Origin of the sequence: Bradyrhizobium niftali (assembly GCF_004571025.1) — a bacterium.
In the GTDB taxonomy this organism is placed as follows: Bacteria; Pseudomonadota; Alphaproteobacteria; order Rhizobiales; family Xanthobacteraceae; genus Bradyrhizobium; species Bradyrhizobium niftali.
On record NZ_SPQT01000024.1, the window covers coordinates 50,907 to 66,124 of the forward strand.

At 65.7% G+C, this 15,218-nt stretch carries 18 protein-coding genes and 2 tRNA genes; 18 read left to right on the forward strand and 2 right to left on the reverse strand.

Going from position 1 to position 15,218, the window contains the following annotated elements; genetic code table 11:
- Positions 1-153 precede the first annotated feature (153 nt).
- A tRNA-Thr gene (locus E4K65_RS32795) sits at positions 154-228 on the reverse strand.
- Between the two features lie 318 nt (positions 229-546).
- Between E4K65_RS32795 and E4K65_RS32800 the strand changes: the two genes are divergently transcribed.
- The 5 genes from E4K65_RS32800 (at position 547) to E4K65_RS32820 (ending at position 4,827) form a co-directional block, all read left to right on the forward strand.
- Complete coding sequence (locus E4K65_RS32800; RefSeq protein WP_135177646.1) at positions 547-747, forward strand: hypothetical protein; 201 nt, start codon at positions 547-549, stop codon at positions 745-747.
- Between the two features lie 40 nt (positions 748-787).
- Positions 788-2,494: an FAD-dependent oxidoreductase gene (locus tag E4K65_RS32805; protein ID WP_167771350.1), complete on the forward strand. Its 1,707-nt coding sequence runs from the start codon at positions 788-790 to the stop codon at positions 2,492-2,494.
- 205 nt (positions 2,495-2,699) lie between these two features.
- Positions 2,700-3,008, forward strand: coding sequence for an EthD family reductase (locus tag E4K65_RS32810; protein ID WP_025576570.1), 309 nt, complete (start codon positions 2,700-2,702; stop codon positions 3,006-3,008).
- 337 nt (positions 3,009-3,345) lie between these two features.
- Positions 3,346-3,855, forward strand: a complete 510-nt coding sequence (locus E4K65_RS32815; RefSeq protein WP_135177648.1) for a hypothetical protein — start codon at positions 3,346-3,348, stop codon at positions 3,853-3,855.
- A gap of 147 nt (positions 3,856-4,002) precedes the next feature.
- A complete protein-coding gene (locus E4K65_RS32820) occupies positions 4,003-4,827 on the forward strand; it encodes an alpha/beta fold hydrolase (protein WP_135177649.1) in 825 nt (274 codons plus the stop codon).
- A gap of 39 nt (positions 4,828-4,866) precedes the next feature.
- On the opposite strand, the gene E4K65_RS32825 is transcribed toward E4K65_RS32820, so the two are convergent.
- Entirely contained in the window at positions 4,867-5,508 is a 642-nt protein-coding gene (locus tag E4K65_RS32825; RefSeq protein ID WP_135177650.1) for a TetR/AcrR family transcriptional regulator, read from the reverse strand.
- 89 nt (positions 5,509-5,597) lie between these two features.
- Here E4K65_RS32825 and E4K65_RS32830 point away from each other — a divergent pair, with 89 nt between their 5' ends.
- The 13 genes from E4K65_RS32830 to E4K65_RS32890 all read left to right on the forward strand — a co-directional run bounded on the left by E4K65_RS32830 (position 5,598) and on the right by E4K65_RS32890 (position 15,214).
- Positions 5,598-6,536: an SDR family oxidoreductase gene (locus E4K65_RS32830; RefSeq protein ID WP_135177651.1), complete on the forward strand. Its 939-nt coding sequence runs from the start codon at positions 5,598-5,600 to the stop codon at positions 6,534-6,536.
- Between the two features lie 26 nt (positions 6,537-6,562).
- The gene (locus E4K65_RS32835) at positions 6,563-7,222 is read left to right on the forward strand and encodes an NAD-dependent epimerase/dehydratase family protein (protein ID WP_167771337.1); all 660 of its coding nucleotides are present in this window, start codon (positions 6,563-6,565) and stop codon (positions 7,220-7,222) included.
- Positions 7,223-7,302: 80 nt separating this feature from the next.
- Positions 7,303-7,746, forward strand: a complete 444-nt coding sequence (locus tag E4K65_RS32840; protein WP_167771351.1) for a DUF2948 family protein — start codon at positions 7,303-7,305, stop codon at positions 7,744-7,746.
- A gap of 128 nt (positions 7,747-7,874) precedes the next feature.
- Entirely contained in the window at positions 7,875-9,170 is a 1,296-nt protein-coding gene (hisD, locus tag E4K65_RS32845; protein ID WP_135177654.1) for a histidinol dehydrogenase, read from the forward strand.
- A complete protein-coding gene (locus E4K65_RS32850) occupies positions 9,167-9,664 on the forward strand; it encodes a UPF0262 family protein (protein WP_135177655.1) in 498 nt (165 codons plus the stop codon). The genes hisD and E4K65_RS32850 overlap by 4 nt, the downstream gene beginning before the upstream one ends.
- A 71-nt stretch (positions 9,665-9,735) precedes the next feature.
- Positions 9,736-10,203, forward strand: coding sequence for an arsenate-mycothiol transferase ArsC (locus E4K65_RS32855; RefSeq protein ID WP_135177656.1), 468 nt, complete (start codon positions 9,736-9,738; stop codon positions 10,201-10,203).
- 155 nt (positions 10,204-10,358) lie between these two features.
- Positions 10,359-10,988: a Maf-like protein gene (locus E4K65_RS32860; RefSeq protein ID WP_011084077.1), complete on the forward strand. Its 630-nt coding sequence runs from the start codon at positions 10,359-10,361 to the stop codon at positions 10,986-10,988.
- Positions 10,989-11,154: 166 nt separating this feature from the next.
- Positions 11,155-11,337 (forward strand): DNA gyrase inhibitor YacG, encoded by a 183-nt coding sequence (yacG, locus tag E4K65_RS32865; protein WP_027542473.1) that lies wholly within the window; start codon positions 11,155-11,157, stop codon positions 11,335-11,337.
- Positions 11,338-11,523: 186 nt separating this feature from the next.
- Positions 11,524-11,599: transfer RNA gene (locus E4K65_RS32870), tRNA-Phe, on the forward strand.
- A gap of 363 nt (positions 11,600-11,962) precedes the next feature.
- A complete protein-coding gene (locus E4K65_RS32875; RefSeq protein WP_167771329.1) occupies positions 11,963-12,238 on the forward strand; it encodes a hypothetical protein in 276 nt (91 codons plus the stop codon).
- Between the two features lie 132 nt (positions 12,239-12,370).
- Positions 12,371-13,690 (forward strand): aminotransferase class V-fold PLP-dependent enzyme, encoded by a 1,320-nt coding sequence (locus E4K65_RS32880; protein ID WP_167771338.1) that lies wholly within the window; start codon positions 12,371-12,373, stop codon positions 13,688-13,690.
- A 125-nt stretch (positions 13,691-13,815) separates the two neighbouring features.
- Positions 13,816-14,484 carry an FABP family protein gene (locus tag E4K65_RS32885; protein WP_135177658.1) on the forward strand — a complete coding sequence of 223 codons (669 nt, stop codon included), beginning with the start codon at positions 13,816-13,818 and terminating at the stop codon, positions 14,482-14,484.
- Between the two features lie 19 nt (positions 14,485-14,503).
- A complete protein-coding gene (locus tag E4K65_RS32890) occupies positions 14,504-15,214 on the forward strand; it encodes a RibD family protein (protein ID WP_135177659.1) in 711 nt (236 codons plus the stop codon).
- Positions 15,215-15,218: the final 4 nt, after the last annotated feature.

Sequence of the window (15,218 nt, forward strand, 5' to 3'; positions counted from 1 at the left end):
GTGTGCAAATTCTTCGCGCAGCGGATCATGGGTGCCAGCCGGCACCCGGTCTTCCCTGCGCCCTCTTCACTTAGAGAGGGTCAAGGAAACGAGCAAAACTCGGGCGCAACATGCCGCGAGAATGCTGATCTGTGCGTGATTGAACCCAGAGAATGGTGCTGCCAGACAGGATTGAACTGTCGACCTCTCCATTACCAATGGAGTGCTCTACCACTGAGCTACGGCAGCATGTGCTGGGATAAGAATCGGCCGCCACAAGGGGCCTACCAAGCGGGCCGATATCTGCCACAAGCCCCCCTCCTGTGCAAGCTTGCTAGCTCCGTCAAAACGAGAAAATCGGGCCGATATCAGGGTCAAAATGCCCGTTTTTGCTCGAAACGGCCGACTTTCCGTCGATTCGGGTTCCGATTCCCCCACCCAACTGGCCAGCTGGCCGGGTGACCGGATTCGCCTCATTTTGGAGTTTCGCACGATCGGATCGCGCGGGCCTCTTGAGCTGCCACGTTCATGGGGCATGTTATCGCCGACCGCTGTAATGGACCGGCGATGGCTGACGAGAACGACAAGAGCACGAGGCAGGATTCGAGACAGGCGAGGTCGTCCCGGGACGACCGGCTGAAGTCGGCGCTGCGCGAAAACCTGAAGCGGCGGAAGCTGCAGGCGCGCGAACGCGCCGCAAGTGCCGACCCCTCGCAGAATGAACATGATTCCCTAAATGAGGGGACCGCCGGCAAGACCGACGGCTAAAATACGGCGGCTAGAAATTTTGGAGTTGAGCGACGTGGCAATGGGGCAAGACGGACAGCAACCAACCGAGCGTGATGCGCTGATGTCGCGGTTCACGCGCCCCGATCAGACCTTTCCGGCGCTGACTTCGGCCGAGATCGAGCGCATCAGGCATTTCGGCGAGCTCCGCACCTATCCGGATGGCGAGCTGCTGTTCGAGACCGCCAAGCCGGGGCCCGGCATGTTCGTCATCCTGAAGGGCCACGTCGCCATCACCCAGCGCGACGGGCTCGGTCATGTCACCCCGATCATCGACCAGGGGCCCGGCCAGTTCCTGGCCGAGCTCGGCCAGCTCTCGGGCAGGCCGGCGCTGGTCGACGGCCGCGCCGAGGGCGATGTCGAGGTGCTCCTGATCCCGCCGGACCGGCTGCGCGCCCTGCTGGTCGCCGAAGCCGAGCTCGGCGAGCGCATCATGCGCGCGCTGATCCTGCGCCGGGTCAGCCTGATCCAGGGCGGCGTCGGTGGCCCGGTGCTGATCGGGCCGTCGAACTCCGCCGGCGTGGTGCGCCTGCAGGGCTTCCTCACCCGCAACGGCCAGCCGCATCACCTGCTCGATGCCGACAGCGAGCGCGACGCGGCCGAGGTGATCGCGCGTTATTCGCCGAAGCCGGAGGATTGGCCGCTGGTCGTCACCGCCGACGGCCGCGTGCTGCGCAATCCCAGTGAGATCGAGCTCGGCCGCGCCATCGGCATGATCGGCGGAGCGAAGGATGATCGGATCTACGACGTCGCGATCGTCGGCTGCGGGCCGGCGGGACTCGCGACCGCGGTCTACGCGGCCTCCGAAGGTCTCTCGGTCGCCGTCGTCGACACCCGCGCCTTCGGTGGCCAGGCCGGCGCCAGCGCGCGGATCGAAAACTATCTCGGCTTTCCGACCGGCATCTCGGGCCAGGCCCTGGCCGGCCGCGCCTTCACCCAGGCGCAGAAGTTCGGCGCCGAGATCATGATCCCGATGTCGGTGAAGTCGCTGGACTGTTCGCGCCGTGCCGGCACCTTCGCGCTCGCGCTGGATTGCGGCGACACATTGCGCTCGCGCGCGGTGGTGGTGGCGAGCGGCGCGCGCTATCGCCGGCCGGAGATCGCAAATCTCGACACGTTCGAGGGCCGCGGCGTCTGGTACTGGGCGTCCCCGGTCGAGGCGCGGCTCTGCGCCGGCGAGGAGGTTGCGCTCGTCGGCGCCGGCAACTCGGCGGGCCAGGCCGCCGTGTTCCTGTCGGGTCACGCCAAGAAGGTCCTGATGATCATTCGCGGCGGCGGTCTCGGCGCCAGCATGTCGCGCTATCTCATCGAGCGCATCGAAGCGACGCCGAACATCGAATTGATGTTCAACACCGAGATCACGGCGCTCGAGGGCGACGAGGCCTCGCTGTTGCGGCGCATCCGCTGGAAGAGCCGGCTGTCGAGCGACGAGGATTTCGCCGACATCCGCAATCTCTTCCTGTTCGTCGGCGCCGATCCCGCCACCGGCTGGCTCGACGGCTGCGGCGTGACGCTCGATCGCGGCGGCTTCGTCGTCACAGGCGCGCAGTCCGAGCAGAATTTGGGCCGGCTGGTCGCGCCGCTCGAGACCTCCGTGCCCGGCGTCTATGCCGTCGGGGACGTCCGCTCCGGCTCGGTCAAGCGCGTCGGCGGCGCCATTGGCGAGGGCGCGCAGGTCGTTGCCTCTCTGCACGGCTATCTCGGCGACGCCGCAAAACCGGCGCTTTAGTCAAGGACAAGGATGGCAAGCGGATTATGGCTTGCCATCCTGACGTGTCCCACAGACTATCCCCTCATCCTGAGGAGCGCGCCCAAGCGCGCGTCTCGAAGGATCGAGGCCCAGCTGCCAAAGCCGGGCCTTCATGGTTCGAGACGGCGCTGACGCGCCTCCTCACCATGAGGATCTACCAACAACAGTTTCAAGGGAGGACTAAATGGCCGAACTCGTCGTGCTCTACAAGACGCCCAAGGACGCTGCCGCCTTCGACAAGCATTATGCCGAGACTCACATTCCGCTCGCCAAGAAATTGCCCGGCCTGACGAAATACGCCGTCAGCACGGGGCCGGTCGGCTCCCCCGCAGGACCTTCCGGGGTCCACCTCGTCGCCATCCTCAGCTTCAACAGCGTGGCCGACATCCAGGCGGCATTCGGCAGCGCGGAAGGCAAGGCGGCAGCAGGCGACGTGCCGAAATTCGCCAGTGGCGGCGCCGACCTGCTGATCTTCGACACCAAGGAAGTGTGAGTCTCCGATTCAACTTTCGTCGAAGACCTGAGAGCTCGTAGCCCGGATGGAGCGAAGCGCAATCCGGGACGGCACCATCCACATGCGAGAACCCCGGATTACGCGGAGCTTGTCATCGGGCGGCGCTTCGCGCCGACCCGTTAGCTCCATCCGGGCTACAAACTACAAGCTGCCGTCGTTTGTGACAGCGATACAAAAAATTCAGCCATGCGTTTGTCGATTCGCACGACGACGCATGGCTCCGCACGAGCCTGTGACATTGCGCGTGTAGCCATCCAATGAGGACCGTAATACTAATCTCCGTCTCAATGCAGAGTGAAAGAGAAGGAGAGATGTCATGGTTCTTGGGTTGAGCTTGCCCGCCCTTACGCTGGTCCATGTCATCATCAGCCTGATCGCGATCGTCGCCGGCCTCGTCGTGATGTTCGGCCTGCTCGGCTCGAAGCCGATGCCGGGCCTCACCGCGATCTTCCTGCTGTTCACGATCCTCACCAGCGCGACCGGCTTCCTGTTTCCGTTCAAGGAGCTGCTGCCCTCGCACATCATCGGCATCATCTCGCTGGTGCTGCTCGCGATCGCCTGCATCGCGCTCTACGGCATGAAGCTCGCGGGCGTCTGGCGTCCGGTCTACATCGTGACCGCGATGATCTCACTGTACTTCAACGTCTTCGTGCTGGTGATCCAGTCGTTCCTGAAGGTGCCGGCGCTCGCCGCGCTCGCGCCCGCCGTGCCGCCGGCGCCGCCGTCCGGCCCGGTGTTCGCCGTGGTGCAGGGCATCGTGCTGGTGTTCTTCGTGGTGCTGACCATCGGCGCCTGGCGCCGCTTCAAGCCGATGGCGTTTGCCTGATCGCCGATCCCTCGTCATTCCGGGGCATCGCGCAGCGATGAGCCATGGTGCGCAATTGCGCACCGAGAATCTCGCGCGACAATTTCCAGATTCCGGGTTCGCGCTGATGCGCGCCCCGGAATGACGTCCCACTCAAAGGAGCCCACCATGCCCACCATCACCACCAAAGACGGCGTCGAGATCTTTTTCAAGGACTGGGGCTCGGGCCAGCCGATCGTGTTCAGCCATGGCTGGCCGCTGTCGTCGGACGACTGGGACGCGCAGATGATGTATTTTGTCACGCGCGGCTACCGCGTCATCGCCCATGACCGCCGTGGCCACGGCCGCTCGGCGCAGGTCGCCGACGGCCACGACATGGATCACTATGCCGACGATCTTGCGGCGGTCACCGCGCATCTCGACCTGAAGAATGCCATCCACGTCGGCCATTCCACCGGCGGCGGCGAGGTCGTGCACTACATCGCGCGCCACGGCGAGAGCCGGGTGGCGAAGGCCGCGATCCTCTCCGCGGTGCCGCCGTTGATGGTGCAGACGGCGGCCAATCCCGGCGGCCTGCCGAAGAGCGTGTTCGACGATTTCCAGGTCCAGCTCGCCGCCGGCCGCTCGGCCTTCTACCGCGACATCGCCGCCGGGCCCTTCTACGGCTACAACCGTCCCGGCGCCAAACCGTCGGAAGCGGTGATCCAGAACTGGTGGCGCCAGGGCATGATGGGCGGCGCCAAGGCGCATTACGACGGCATCGTCGCGTTCTCGCAGACCGACTTCACCGAGGATCTGAAGAAGATCAACGTGCCCGTGCTGGTGATGCACGGCGACGACGACCAGATCGTGCCTTACGCCGATTCCGCGCCGTTGTCCGCCAAGCTGCTCAAGAAGGGCATCCTGAAGACCTACAAGGGCTTCCCCCACGGCATGCCGACCACGCACGCCGAGACCATCAACGCCGACCTGCTGGCGTTTTTCAGGGATTGAGGTCGCGCTTACCCTCCCCTCCAGGGGAGGGAAGCATACTCACTTCAATATCGCCCTGATCGCATCGAACGTGCGCTTCACGAAAGCTTCCGGCTTCTCCCGCGCACCTTCGCCGATCCAGCTCTCGCCGCCGACGCGCATCGCGCCAGTGGCGATCATGGCGACGAGCCGCGCGTTCAGCCGGTCCGATTTGCGGCCGGCGCGCTGCGCAAGCCCGTCCGCGAGGGCGCGCTCGAGCTTTTCGTATTTGAGCTGGTCGCGCGCGTGGAGCGCGGGATTGTCGCGCTTGAGCCGCGACATCGCAGCCGCTTCAGTCGGATCGATCCGTTTGACCGCCGCCGCGATCGCATTCTCCGCCGCCGTCAGCATGGATTCGTCCGCGGGCCGTGCGAGAATCCCGGCGACCAGCGCGGCCGCGGCGTCCTCCTGCCAGGCGGCGACCACGTCTTCCTTCGAGGCGAAATAATGGAAGAAGCTGCGGCGCGAGACATCGGCAGCGGCCGCGATGTCGTCGATGGTCGCGGCTTCAAAGCCGCGCTCCAGGAACAGCGCCATCGCCGCGCGCTTCAGCCGCTCGCGGGTCTGCTGCTGCTTGCGCTCGCGCAGGCCGGGCCCCGCCGGCGTTTTTTCTCCGGAGGACAAGGGCTTGGCGCGTTTCCTGGCGTGCTTCGAAGCCTTCAAATTATTTCACCTCTTGCAAATTTGCACTTAGTGCACATTTGGACCGGTCGCGGGGCTTTTTCCACCCCCCGATAGCCTGGAGCTACGGCATGACTGACTGGACCACGGCGGACATCCCCTCCCTCAGCGGCAGGACCGCCGTCGTGACCGGCGCGACGGGCGGGCTCGGCTACGAGACGGCGATGGCGCTGGCGGGCGCCGGTGCCATTGTCATACTCACCGGACGCAACGACGCAAAGGGCCTGCGGGCGATCGAGGGCATTTGCGAGCGGTTTCCCAATGCGCTGATCGCCTACGAGTATCTCGACCTCGCCAGCCTGTCCTCCGTCGCCGATTTCGCCAGGCGCTTTGCCGCCAGCAATGAGCAGCTCGACCTCCTCGTCAACAATGCCGGTGTGATGGCGCTGCCGAAACGGCAGCAGACCGAGGATGGCTTCGAGATGCAGCTCGGCACCAATTATCTCGGACATTACGCGCTGACGGCGCGCCTGTTGCCGCAGCTTCGCCGGGCGAAGGCGTCTCGTGTCGTCAATCTCTCGAGCCTTGCGCACCGCTCCGGTGCGATCAATTTCGATGATCTGCAAGGCAAGCGTTCCTATCGCCCGTGGCGGGCCTATTGCCAGTCCAAGCTGGCGATGCTGATGTTTGCTTTGGAGTTGCAGCGTCGCAGCCTCGCGGCCGGCTGGGGCGTGACGAGCCTTGCCGCCCATCCCGGCTACGCGCGGACCGATCTCATTTCGAACGGGCCGGGCGCCAACACCCTCTCGTGGCGGGTGGGACGGTGGCTCCAACCCTTGATCAGCCAGTCCGCTGCCGAGGGCGCGCTGCCGACGTTGTTCGCGGCGACATCTCCAGCGGCCGAGCCCGGCGGCTATTGCGGTCCGAACGGGTTCTACGAATTGAAGGGGCCGCCAGCGCCGGCGAAGATCATGCCGCAGGCCAAGGATTTCGCTGCGGCGGCCATGCTGTGGGATGTCTCGGCAACGCTGACCGGTGTATCCTTCGACGAGATCGTGGTCGCCGCATGAGCCGCGACACTGTTGGGGACGTCCCGATGCAAATGATCATCTTTGGCGCGACCGGCATGGTCGGGCAGGGCGTCTTGCGCGAGTGCCTGGTCGATGCCGGCATCGACCGCGTGCTCGTGGTCGGCCGCAGCCCGACCGGCGTGCGCAACGCCAAGCTCACCGAGATCATCCACGACGATTTCCTGGATTATTCGGCGATCGAGTCTCAGCTCACCGGCTTCGACGCCTGTTTCTTCTGCCTCGGCGTCTCCTCGATCGGCATGAACGAGGAGCGCTACCGTCATCTCACCTACGACCTCACGCTCGCCGCTGCGACGACGCTGGCGAGACTCAATCCGCAGATGATCTTCACCTATGTCACCGGCGCCGGCACCGACTCCACCGAGCAGGGCCCGCGGATGTGGGCGCGGATCAAGGGCAAGACCGAGAACGATCTGCTCAAGCTGCCGTTCAAGGGCGCCTACATGTTCCGGCCCGGCGCGATCCAGCCCCTGCATGGTGCCCGCTCCAAGACCGCCTGGGTGCAGGCCGTGTATACCGCAACCTGGCCACTCTGGTCGGTGCTGCGCCGGATTTCGCCGCGGCTCGTCACCTCCACCGAGCAAATGGGCCGCGCCATGATCCACGTCGCCCGGCAGGGGTATCCGCGCAAGGTGCTGGAGATGGAGGATATCAATAGTCTCTAGTCCGCCGGGTTGTTAGTTCTAGGGAAATTTCCGCGGCCGCGCGCGTTGGGCCGTATCCGCCCCGAGGAGAAATGCCGGCGATGTCGCCCCAGCTCAAACTGATCGCGCTCGATGCCGATGATCTCGCCGTGATCTCCACCCATGTGCAGGATGCCCGGGTGCAGGCCGCCGACATTATCTGGCGGCAGAGCGAGAAGCGGCTGGTGGTCGGCATGAGCCGGCTGGACTGGGAGCAGACGCTGGACGGCGAGGCCGAGCCGCGCCGACTGGTCGCCGCGCTCCGCTTCGACCGTGTGCTTGCCTGCAAATCGCGCAACATCGACATCGGAGCTCCGGACAAGGTTCTGGACCTCGTCGGGATCGAGTTTCACTCCCAGGACGGCCGCGACGAGGAGCCCGGCGGCAGCGCCCTGCTCTTGTTCGCCCAGGGCGGCGCCATCCGCCTCGATGTCGAATGCCTGGAATGCGAGCTGACCGATCTCGGGGCGGACGAACTGGGGGCGGCGATCGAAGGGGAGGGGTGAGGCGGTATACCAGCGCCAGGCCGGGACGACACCTGCCAAGGGTTGACGGCGGGAGGCCGCCGCGCCATTGAGCAGGGGACCTGGTGCGCCAATCCGCCCCGAGAAACCAGCCAGAAGCCAAGCCAGACATGCCCGTTCGCCTCGACCGCAGCAGCGCCGATTTTGACCAGCGATTCGCGGCCTTCCTCGCCGCCAAGCGCGAGGTCTCGGCCGACGTGGAGGCCGCCGCGCGCGCGATCGTCGACGACGTGGCGAAGCGCGGCGACGCGGCCCTGCTCGAGGCCACGGCAAAGTTCGACCGGCTGACGCTGGACGCATCCGGCCTTCGCATCTCGGCCGCCGAGATCGAAGCCGCGGTGAAGGCCTGCGATGCCGCGACGCTGGATGCGCTCAAGCTCGCGCGCGACCGCATCGAGACCTACCATCGCCGCCAGCTGCCGAAGGACGAGCGCTTCACCGACCCGCTCGGTGTCGAGCTCGGCTGGCGCTACACCGCGATCGAATCCGCCGGTCTCTACGTACCCGGGGGAACTGCGGCCTATCCGTCCTCGGTGCTGATGAACGCGGTGCCCGCGAAAGTCGCCGGCGTCTCGCGCCTCGTGATGGTGGTGCCCGCGCCCGACGGCAAGCTCAATCCGCTGGTGCTGGCGGCGGCAAAGCTGGGCGGCGTCACCGAGATCTATCGCGTCGGCGGCGCGCAGGCCGTGGCCGCGCTCGCGCACGGCACCGCCACCATCGCGCCGGTCGCAAAGATCGTCGGCCCCGGCAACGCCTATGTCGCCGCCGCCAAGCGGCTGGTGTTCGGCAAGGTCGGCATCGACATGATCGCCGGTCCCTCCGAGGTGCTGGTCATTGCCGACGACACCGGCAATGCCGACTGGATCGCCGCTGACCTGCTGGCCCAGGCCGAGCACGATACGAGCGCGCAATCGATCCTGATCACCGATTCCGCACGCCTTGCCGCCGACGTCGAGAAGGCGGTCGAGGCGCAGCTGAAGACGCTGCCGCGCGCCGCGATCGCGAGCGCCTCCTGGGCCGACTTCGGCGCCATCATCATGGTGAGGAATCTCAACGACGCCATCCCGCTTGCGGATGCGATTGCCGCCGAGCATCTCGAGATCATGACCGCAGACCCTGACGCGCTCGCAGCAAAGGTTCGCAATGCGGGTGCGGTGTTCCTCGGCGCGCATACGCCGGAGGCGATCGGCGATTATGTCGGCGGCTCCAACCACGTGCTGCCGACGGCGCGCTCGGCGCGGTTCTCCTCGGGCCTCTCGGTGCACGACTTCATCAAGCGCACCTCGATCCTGAAATGCGGTCCGGATCAGCTGCGTGCGCTGGGACCTGCCGCGATGACGCTTGGCAAGGCGGAAGGGCTGGACGCCCATTCGCGCTCGATTGGATTGCGCCTCAATCTGTCATGACAAAGCCGCCCGAACAGGACGACTCCAACAATCGCATCGTCGCGGTCACCCTCGACGAGGAATCGATCGGCCGTTCGGGGCCCGATATCGAGCATGAGCGCGCGATCGCGATCTACGACCTGATCGAGCAGAACCTGTTCGCGCCGGAGGCCGCCGACGGGAACGGGCCGTTCACGCTGCATATCGGCATCACCGGCAACCGCCTGATGTTCGACATCCGCCGCGAGGACGGCACGCCCGTGGTCGTGCATCTGTTGTCGTTGGGGCCGTTCCGCGGGATCGTGAAGGATTACTTCATGATCTGCGACAGCTATTACCAGGCGATCCGCACCGCGACCCCGGACAAGATCGAGGCCATCGACATGGGCCGCCGCGGCATCCATGACGAGGGATCGCGCACGCTCCAGGAGCGGCTGAAGGGCAAGGTGCGGGTCGACTTCGAGACCTCGCGCCGGCTGTTCACGCTCATTACCGTTCTGCACTGGAAGGGTTAGGGCATGGTCCGGAAAAGTGTGCAACGGTTTTCCGACAAGGCCATGCCCTCTTTCAAAAGAGGCTAGGTGCGATGGCGGGTCCGCCACGCGCACGCGATCCGCAATCGGTGCTGTTCGCCTGTGCGATGAACAGCGTGCGCTCGCCGATGGCCGAGAGCCTGCTGCGGCACATGTTTCCGCAGGGCCTCTACGTCAAGTCGGCCGGCGCGAGGCGCGGCGAGCTCGATCCTTTCGCCGTTGCCGTGATGGCCGAGCTCGGCCAGGACATCTCCGTCCACAAGCCGCAGACCTTCGAGGAGCTGGAGGACTGGGAGGGGCTGAATTTCGACCTCATCATCACGCTGTCGCCGGAGGCGCACCACAAGGCGCTGGAGCTGACCCGCACGCTCGCCGCCGACGTCGAATACTGGCCGACCCAGGACCCCACCACCATGGAAGGCAGCCGCGACCAGAAGCTCGCCGCCTACCGCGACGTCTGCGACCAGCTCCTGATGCGCATCCGCCGGCGGTTTGCGAAGGTGGGCGCGGCGAGCGGATAGCGACGCGCGCCGTAACACCCGCGTCACAGACCGCGGGCACACGCATCGGAAGCCCGTCGAATCAGCAAAGTCCGGGTTCCCGGGTTGTGAAATCAGCCCCCTTCCGATAGGTTCCGCGCGCAATTCACCCCCTGCTTCATCCCCCAAATCACCTGATGCTCGGTCGCCCCAAATTCGTTCTTGCCTCCGGTTCGCCGCGACGCCTGTCGCTGCTCAACCAGGCCGGCATCGAGCCGGACGCGCTCCGGCCGGCCGACGTCGACGAGACGCCGAAGCGGGGCGAGCTGCCGCGCGCCTGCGCCAATCGACTCGCGCGGGCCAAGGCGGATGCGGCGCTGAAATCGGTGCAGCTCGACGACGAATTGCGCGGCGCCTTCATCCTCTCCGCCGACACGGTGGTGGCGGTCGGCCGCCGCATCCTGCCCAAGGCCAACCTCGTGGACGAGGCGGCGCAGTGCCTGCGGTTGCTCTCGGGCCGCAATCACCGCGTCTACACCGCGATCTGCCTCGTCACGCCGCGCGAGGCCTTCCGCCAGCGCCTGGTCGAGACCCGCGTCCGCTTCAAGCGCCTGTCGGAGGACGACATCCAGGCCTATATCGGCTCGGGCGAATGGCGCGGCAAAGCCGGCGGCTACGCCGTGCAGGGCATCGCCGGCTCCTTCGTGGTGAAGATGGTGGGGTCCTACAGCAACGTCGTCGGCCTGCCGCTGTACGAGACCACGACGCTGCTCGGCGGCGAAGGCTTTCCGATCCGCTTCGGCTGGCTCAACGCCACCGCCGTGTGAACCGGAATGCCGGCTCGGGCGGGCCTGAACAAAAATCTCGAAAACAACCCCATGCACGGTAGAATTGGCCCGCGGGACCCGGGCCGCGACGCCTGCGCGTCCGCCCGCAGAACCCCTTGACCGACAGGCTCCTAGACTCTCTCACCCCGGGTAAGCTGCCGACATCATGGACGACCACGTCAAAAAGCCCGCTGGGCCGCTCAAAACCTGCCCGATCTGCGGCAAGCCTGCCGTGCAGGCCACCCACCCGTTCTGCTCCTCGCGCTGCCGCGACGTCGACCTGAACCGCTGGCTGAAAGGCTCCTACGTCATCCCCGGCCGCGACGACGAAGCGGACGGCGAAGAATAATAAAGTAATATCAATAATTTATAGGGGCGGCCGATGCGCCTCGCGCCAGCAGCAGCAAGGCCGCCCCACCTTGTACACAGCCAGGCCACGCCCGTCGCAGCCACTTGGCAAAGCCGGGTGGACAGGCCGCCTTCAGCCCACTATAAACCGCCCGCTCGATGGGCCTTGCGCCCTCTCGTCGGGTACGCCCAGGTAGCTCAGTTGGTAGAGCATGCGACTGAAAATCGCAGTGTCGGTGGTTCGATTCCGCCCCTGGGCACCATTCCAGCCGCCAGACGGCCCTTTCCGGAAGATCGCGCGAAAGCATCGCGCAAATCCTCGCATCCGTCGCAAAATGAGCGGCTAGCCGTTTTGAGCTGTCGGTCCTGAACGCGAGAACCGACCCATCGCCGACCGCGCGTTCGACGATGGGTCGTTCCGGGTGGATGTCGCGAAACTTGTATCGCGCCACAGACCAGTATCCCAATCCCTCAGTTGGATTGATGTTCCTCCGTGCCGGACCCTCCCAGGATACCCGAGGTCAATACGGTACGGAGAAGACCCATGGCCAGGTGGCGCAGCTAGCGCGTCGCCGAGGAACTCGGGGCGGCGGCCCGTGTTGCCGTGCGCAACCCACCAAGGTGTCATGAACCAGAAGAAATCGATCGACGAGGACCTTTCGGATATCCGAGCGAGCAATGCGTCTGATCCCGCGCTGCCTTCCCAAGGCAAGAGCTTTGAGCACCTGAGCGATCAGAGCGTGCTCCGACTGTATGAAGGCATCCGACATCAGGTCGAAGCGGATCGAGCGATGGGCAGCAGGTATCGGCTGGTCGGCAACGCGGCCAAAGAACGGGCGCAGCGATTGCAGGCGGAGCTGGCCCAAAGAGAATTGAAGTTCATGCCGATCATCTGGTCGTGACTCGAGACGCGCGCGGCCAACCAGATCGTAGTCCCTGCCAGGACAACGCCCGACATCATCAGACCGTCATCGCCCTGTCATCGGAGTTCCATCGATCGCTGCTCCTTTCGCCGCGCATCGCAGAGGACGGACATGCACCTGATCAAGACAATTTCTTCCGATCGCCGGTCGATCCTGAAGGGCCTCGCGGCCGCAGCCGTCGCGCCGCTGGCGGCGCCGGCTTTTGCGGCCGAGGGCCTGCCGGCGCAGCTGACCGGATCGGCGGCGGCAATCGCCACCGACAAGGCCTATTGGACGGCCGTGAAGGGGCTCTATGCCGTGACGCCTGATGTCGTCAATCTGGAGAACGGCTTCTGGGGCATCATGGCCGAGCCTGTCAGGCGCGAGTTCATCCGCCAGTCCGACATGGTCAACTATCAGAACACCTACTACGCGCGGCAGCGCGCAGGTGCGGATTTCGAGGCGGTGCGGGCCAAGGTGGCGGAGGCGGTCGGCGCGGCGCCCGGCGAAATCGCGCTCACCCGCGGCGCGACCGAAGCGCTGCAGCTGCTCATCAGCGGCTACAACAAGCTGAAGCCCGGCGACAGCGTGCTCTACGCCGACCTCGACTACGATTCGATGCAGTATGCGATGAACGCGCTCAGGGCGCGCCGCGGTGTCGACGTGGTCAAGTTCGATGTGCCCGAGCCGGCCAGCCGCCAGGCCGTGCTCGACGCCTATGCCCGTGCCTTCGAGGCGAATCCGAAGACCAGGCTTCTCCTCCTCACCCATGTCAGCCATCGCACCGGCCTCGTCATGCCGGTCGCCGAGATCGCCCGCATGGCCAAAGCCAAGGGCATCGACACCATCCTCGACGCCGCCCATTCCTGGGGGCAGATGGACTTCAGGCTGAGTGAGCTCGAGGTCGATTTCGTCGGCTTCAATCTGCACAAATGGATCGGCGCGCCGGTCGGCGTCGGCTTCCTCTACATCAAGAAGGATCGCCTCGCCGACATCGATCGCGACCTCGGTGACGAGGATTTTCCGGAAAGCGACATCCGCTCGCGGGTCCACACCGGCACCGTCAATTTCGCGACGGTGCTGACGGTGCCTGCGGCCGTCGAACTCCATCAGCAGATCGGCGCTGCGGCGAAACAGGCCCGCCTGCGCTACCTGCGCGACTACTGGGTCAGTCGTAGCAGGGGCTTCAAGGACATCGAGATCCTGACGCCCGATGAGGCCGGCCTGTATGGTGCGATCACGTCCTTCCGCCTCGCCGGCAAGACGAGCAAGGCCGACAACGACGCCGTCGTGGCGAAGCTCAGGGACAGCTACAAGGTCCTGACGGTTCGCCGGGCGGGCGTCGCCAAGGGCCAATGCATCCGCGTGACGCCGGCGCTCTACACCGAGGAGGCCGATCTCGACCGGCTCGTCGAGGCGCTTGCCGCCATCACGGGGACGAAAGCGGGCTGAACCCGCGCGAGGCGGCGTGTCCGCGCATCGGCGCCTGTGCCATTCGCAATTGTGAGGCTTGAGCACGAGCCACGTTCCCGCCTCCGTGCTATTGCTGCTCCCCGCAACTTCCCGCGAGGACACCCATGCTCCCTATTCCCGCCGACATTTTCACCGAGCCCGAGGACGTTTCGCCCGACGGCCTCGCCAATCTCGGCCCGCTGCGTCGTCTCGCCGGCAGCTGGCAGGCGGACAAGGGGATCGACGTCAACCCGAAGGCGGAGGGGCCGGAGCGGCGGACCTTCATCGAGCGCATTCGGATGGACCCGATCGATCCGCAGGCCAACGGGCCGCAGCTGCTCTATGGCCTGCGCTATCACATCCACATCAACACGCCCGAGGAGGACATCACCTTCCACGATCAGGTCGGCTACTGGCTGTGGGAGCCCGCGACCGGGCTGATCATGCAGACGCTGGCGATCCCGCGCGGGCAGGTGCTGCTCGCCTCGGGCAAGGCCGGACCTGATGACAGGACCATCTCCGTCACGGCGAAGCGCGGCGACACGGCTTACGGGATCTGCTCGACCGACTTCCTGGAACAGGCCTTCCGCACCGATGCTTACCGCTGCGACATCACCTTCAACGACGACGGAAGCTGGACCTATCTGATCCAGACCGAGTTGTTCGTCCGCGGCGCGCCGTTCAATCATCACGACACCAACACGCTGAAACTCGTCGCGCCGCCAAAGCTCAATCCGCTCGCGGTGATCGTCAACGATCGCGCCGGGAGCGGCGGCAGCGGAACGGCGGCCTGAGCGCAGTCCGGAGATTTGCATGAAGCCGTATGTCATCTGTTTGATGCACTCCAGCCTGGATGGCCGCACACACCCCAGCCGCTGGCGTCCGAAGGGCGCGGGCACGGACTGGTTCGAGAAGATCCATGACGAGCTCGGCGGCGATGCCTGGGTGATCGGCCGCGTCACCGGCTCGGAGTTCGCCAAGGGCAAGCCCTATCCCACCGGGACGGCCGAGACGTTTCCGCGGGAGCCGTGGTTTGCGCGGCGTGATGCAAAGACCTATGGCGTCGTGCTTGATGCGCAGGGCAAGATCGGCTGGGGCCGCGCGGATATTGGCGGCGATCCGATCGTGGTCGTGCTGACCGAGACCGTGCCGGATGCACACCTTGCAGGCCTGCGCGGCGAGGGCGTGTCCTACATCTTTGCCGGCAGGTCGGAGATCGACCTCGCGCTGGCGCTCGAGATTCTCAACCGCGAGCTCGGCGTGAAGCGCCTGCTGGTCGAGGGCGGCGGCGTCGCCAATGGCGCGTTCCTGCGCGCCGGTCTCATCGACGAATTCAATCTGATCCTGAGCCCCGCGATCGATGGCGCCAAGGGCGCACCCTTCGTCTTCGACTCGACGGACTCAGACAGCGACAAGCGCGCGCCCCTCACCGCGATGACGCTGGAGAGCACGCGCCAGCTTGGCGGCGGTGTGCTGCTGCTGCAGTACCTGATCAAGAACGATCCGCAAGGCCTCGTCAGGTAAAGCG

Coding starts and splice junctions, on each gene's coding strand:
- E4K65_RS32860 (WP_011084077.1), top strand. CDS start 10,359: ATGCTCGGTCGCCCCAAATTCGTTCTTGCCTCCGGTTCGCCGCGACGC.
- E4K65_RS32800 (WP_135177646.1), top strand. CDS start 547: ATGGCTGACGAGAACGACAAGAGCACGAGGCAGGATTCGAGACAGGCG.
- E4K65_RS32890 (WP_135177659.1), top strand. CDS start 14,504: ATGAAGCCGTATGTCATCTGTTTGATGCACTCCAGCCTGGATGGCCGC.
- E4K65_RS32850 (WP_135177655.1), top strand. CDS start 9,167: ATGACAAAGCCGCCCGAACAGGACGACTCCAACAATCGCATCGTCGCG.
- E4K65_RS32840 (WP_167771351.1), top strand. CDS start 7,303: ATGTCGCCCCAGCTCAAACTGATCGCGCTCGATGCCGATGATCTCGCC.
- E4K65_RS32880 (WP_167771338.1), top strand. CDS start 12,371: ATGCACCTGATCAAGACAATTTCTTCCGATCGCCGGTCGATCCTGAAG.
- E4K65_RS32835 (WP_167771337.1), top strand. CDS start 6,563: ATGCAAATGATCATCTTTGGCGCGACCGGCATGGTCGGGCAGGGCGTC.
- E4K65_RS32830 (WP_135177651.1), top strand. CDS start 5,598: ATGACTGACTGGACCACGGCGGACATCCCCTCCCTCAGCGGCAGGACC.
- E4K65_RS32820 (WP_135177649.1), top strand. CDS start 4,003: ATGCCCACCATCACCACCAAAGACGGCGTCGAGATCTTTTTCAAGGAC.
- hisD (WP_135177654.1), top strand. CDS start 7,875: ATGCCCGTTCGCCTCGACCGCAGCAGCGCCGATTTTGACCAGCGATTC.
- yacG (WP_027542473.1), top strand. CDS start 11,155: ATGGACGACCACGTCAAAAAGCCCGCTGGGCCGCTCAAAACCTGCCCG.
- E4K65_RS32815 (WP_135177648.1), top strand. CDS start 3,346: ATGGTTCTTGGGTTGAGCTTGCCCGCCCTTACGCTGGTCCATGTCATC.
- E4K65_RS32885 (WP_135177658.1), top strand. CDS start 13,816: ATGCTCCCTATTCCCGCCGACATTTTCACCGAGCCCGAGGACGTTTCG.
- E4K65_RS32805 (WP_167771350.1), top strand. CDS start 788: ATGGGGCAAGACGGACAGCAACCAACCGAGCGTGATGCGCTGATGTCG.
- E4K65_RS32810 (WP_025576570.1), top strand. CDS start 2,700: ATGGCCGAACTCGTCGTGCTCTACAAGACGCCCAAGGACGCTGCCGCC.
- E4K65_RS32855 (WP_135177656.1), top strand. CDS start 9,736: ATGGCGGGTCCGCCACGCGCACGCGATCCGCAATCGGTGCTGTTCGCC.
- E4K65_RS32875 (WP_167771329.1), top strand. CDS start 11,963: ATGAACCAGAAGAAATCGATCGACGAGGACCTTTCGGATATCCGAGCG.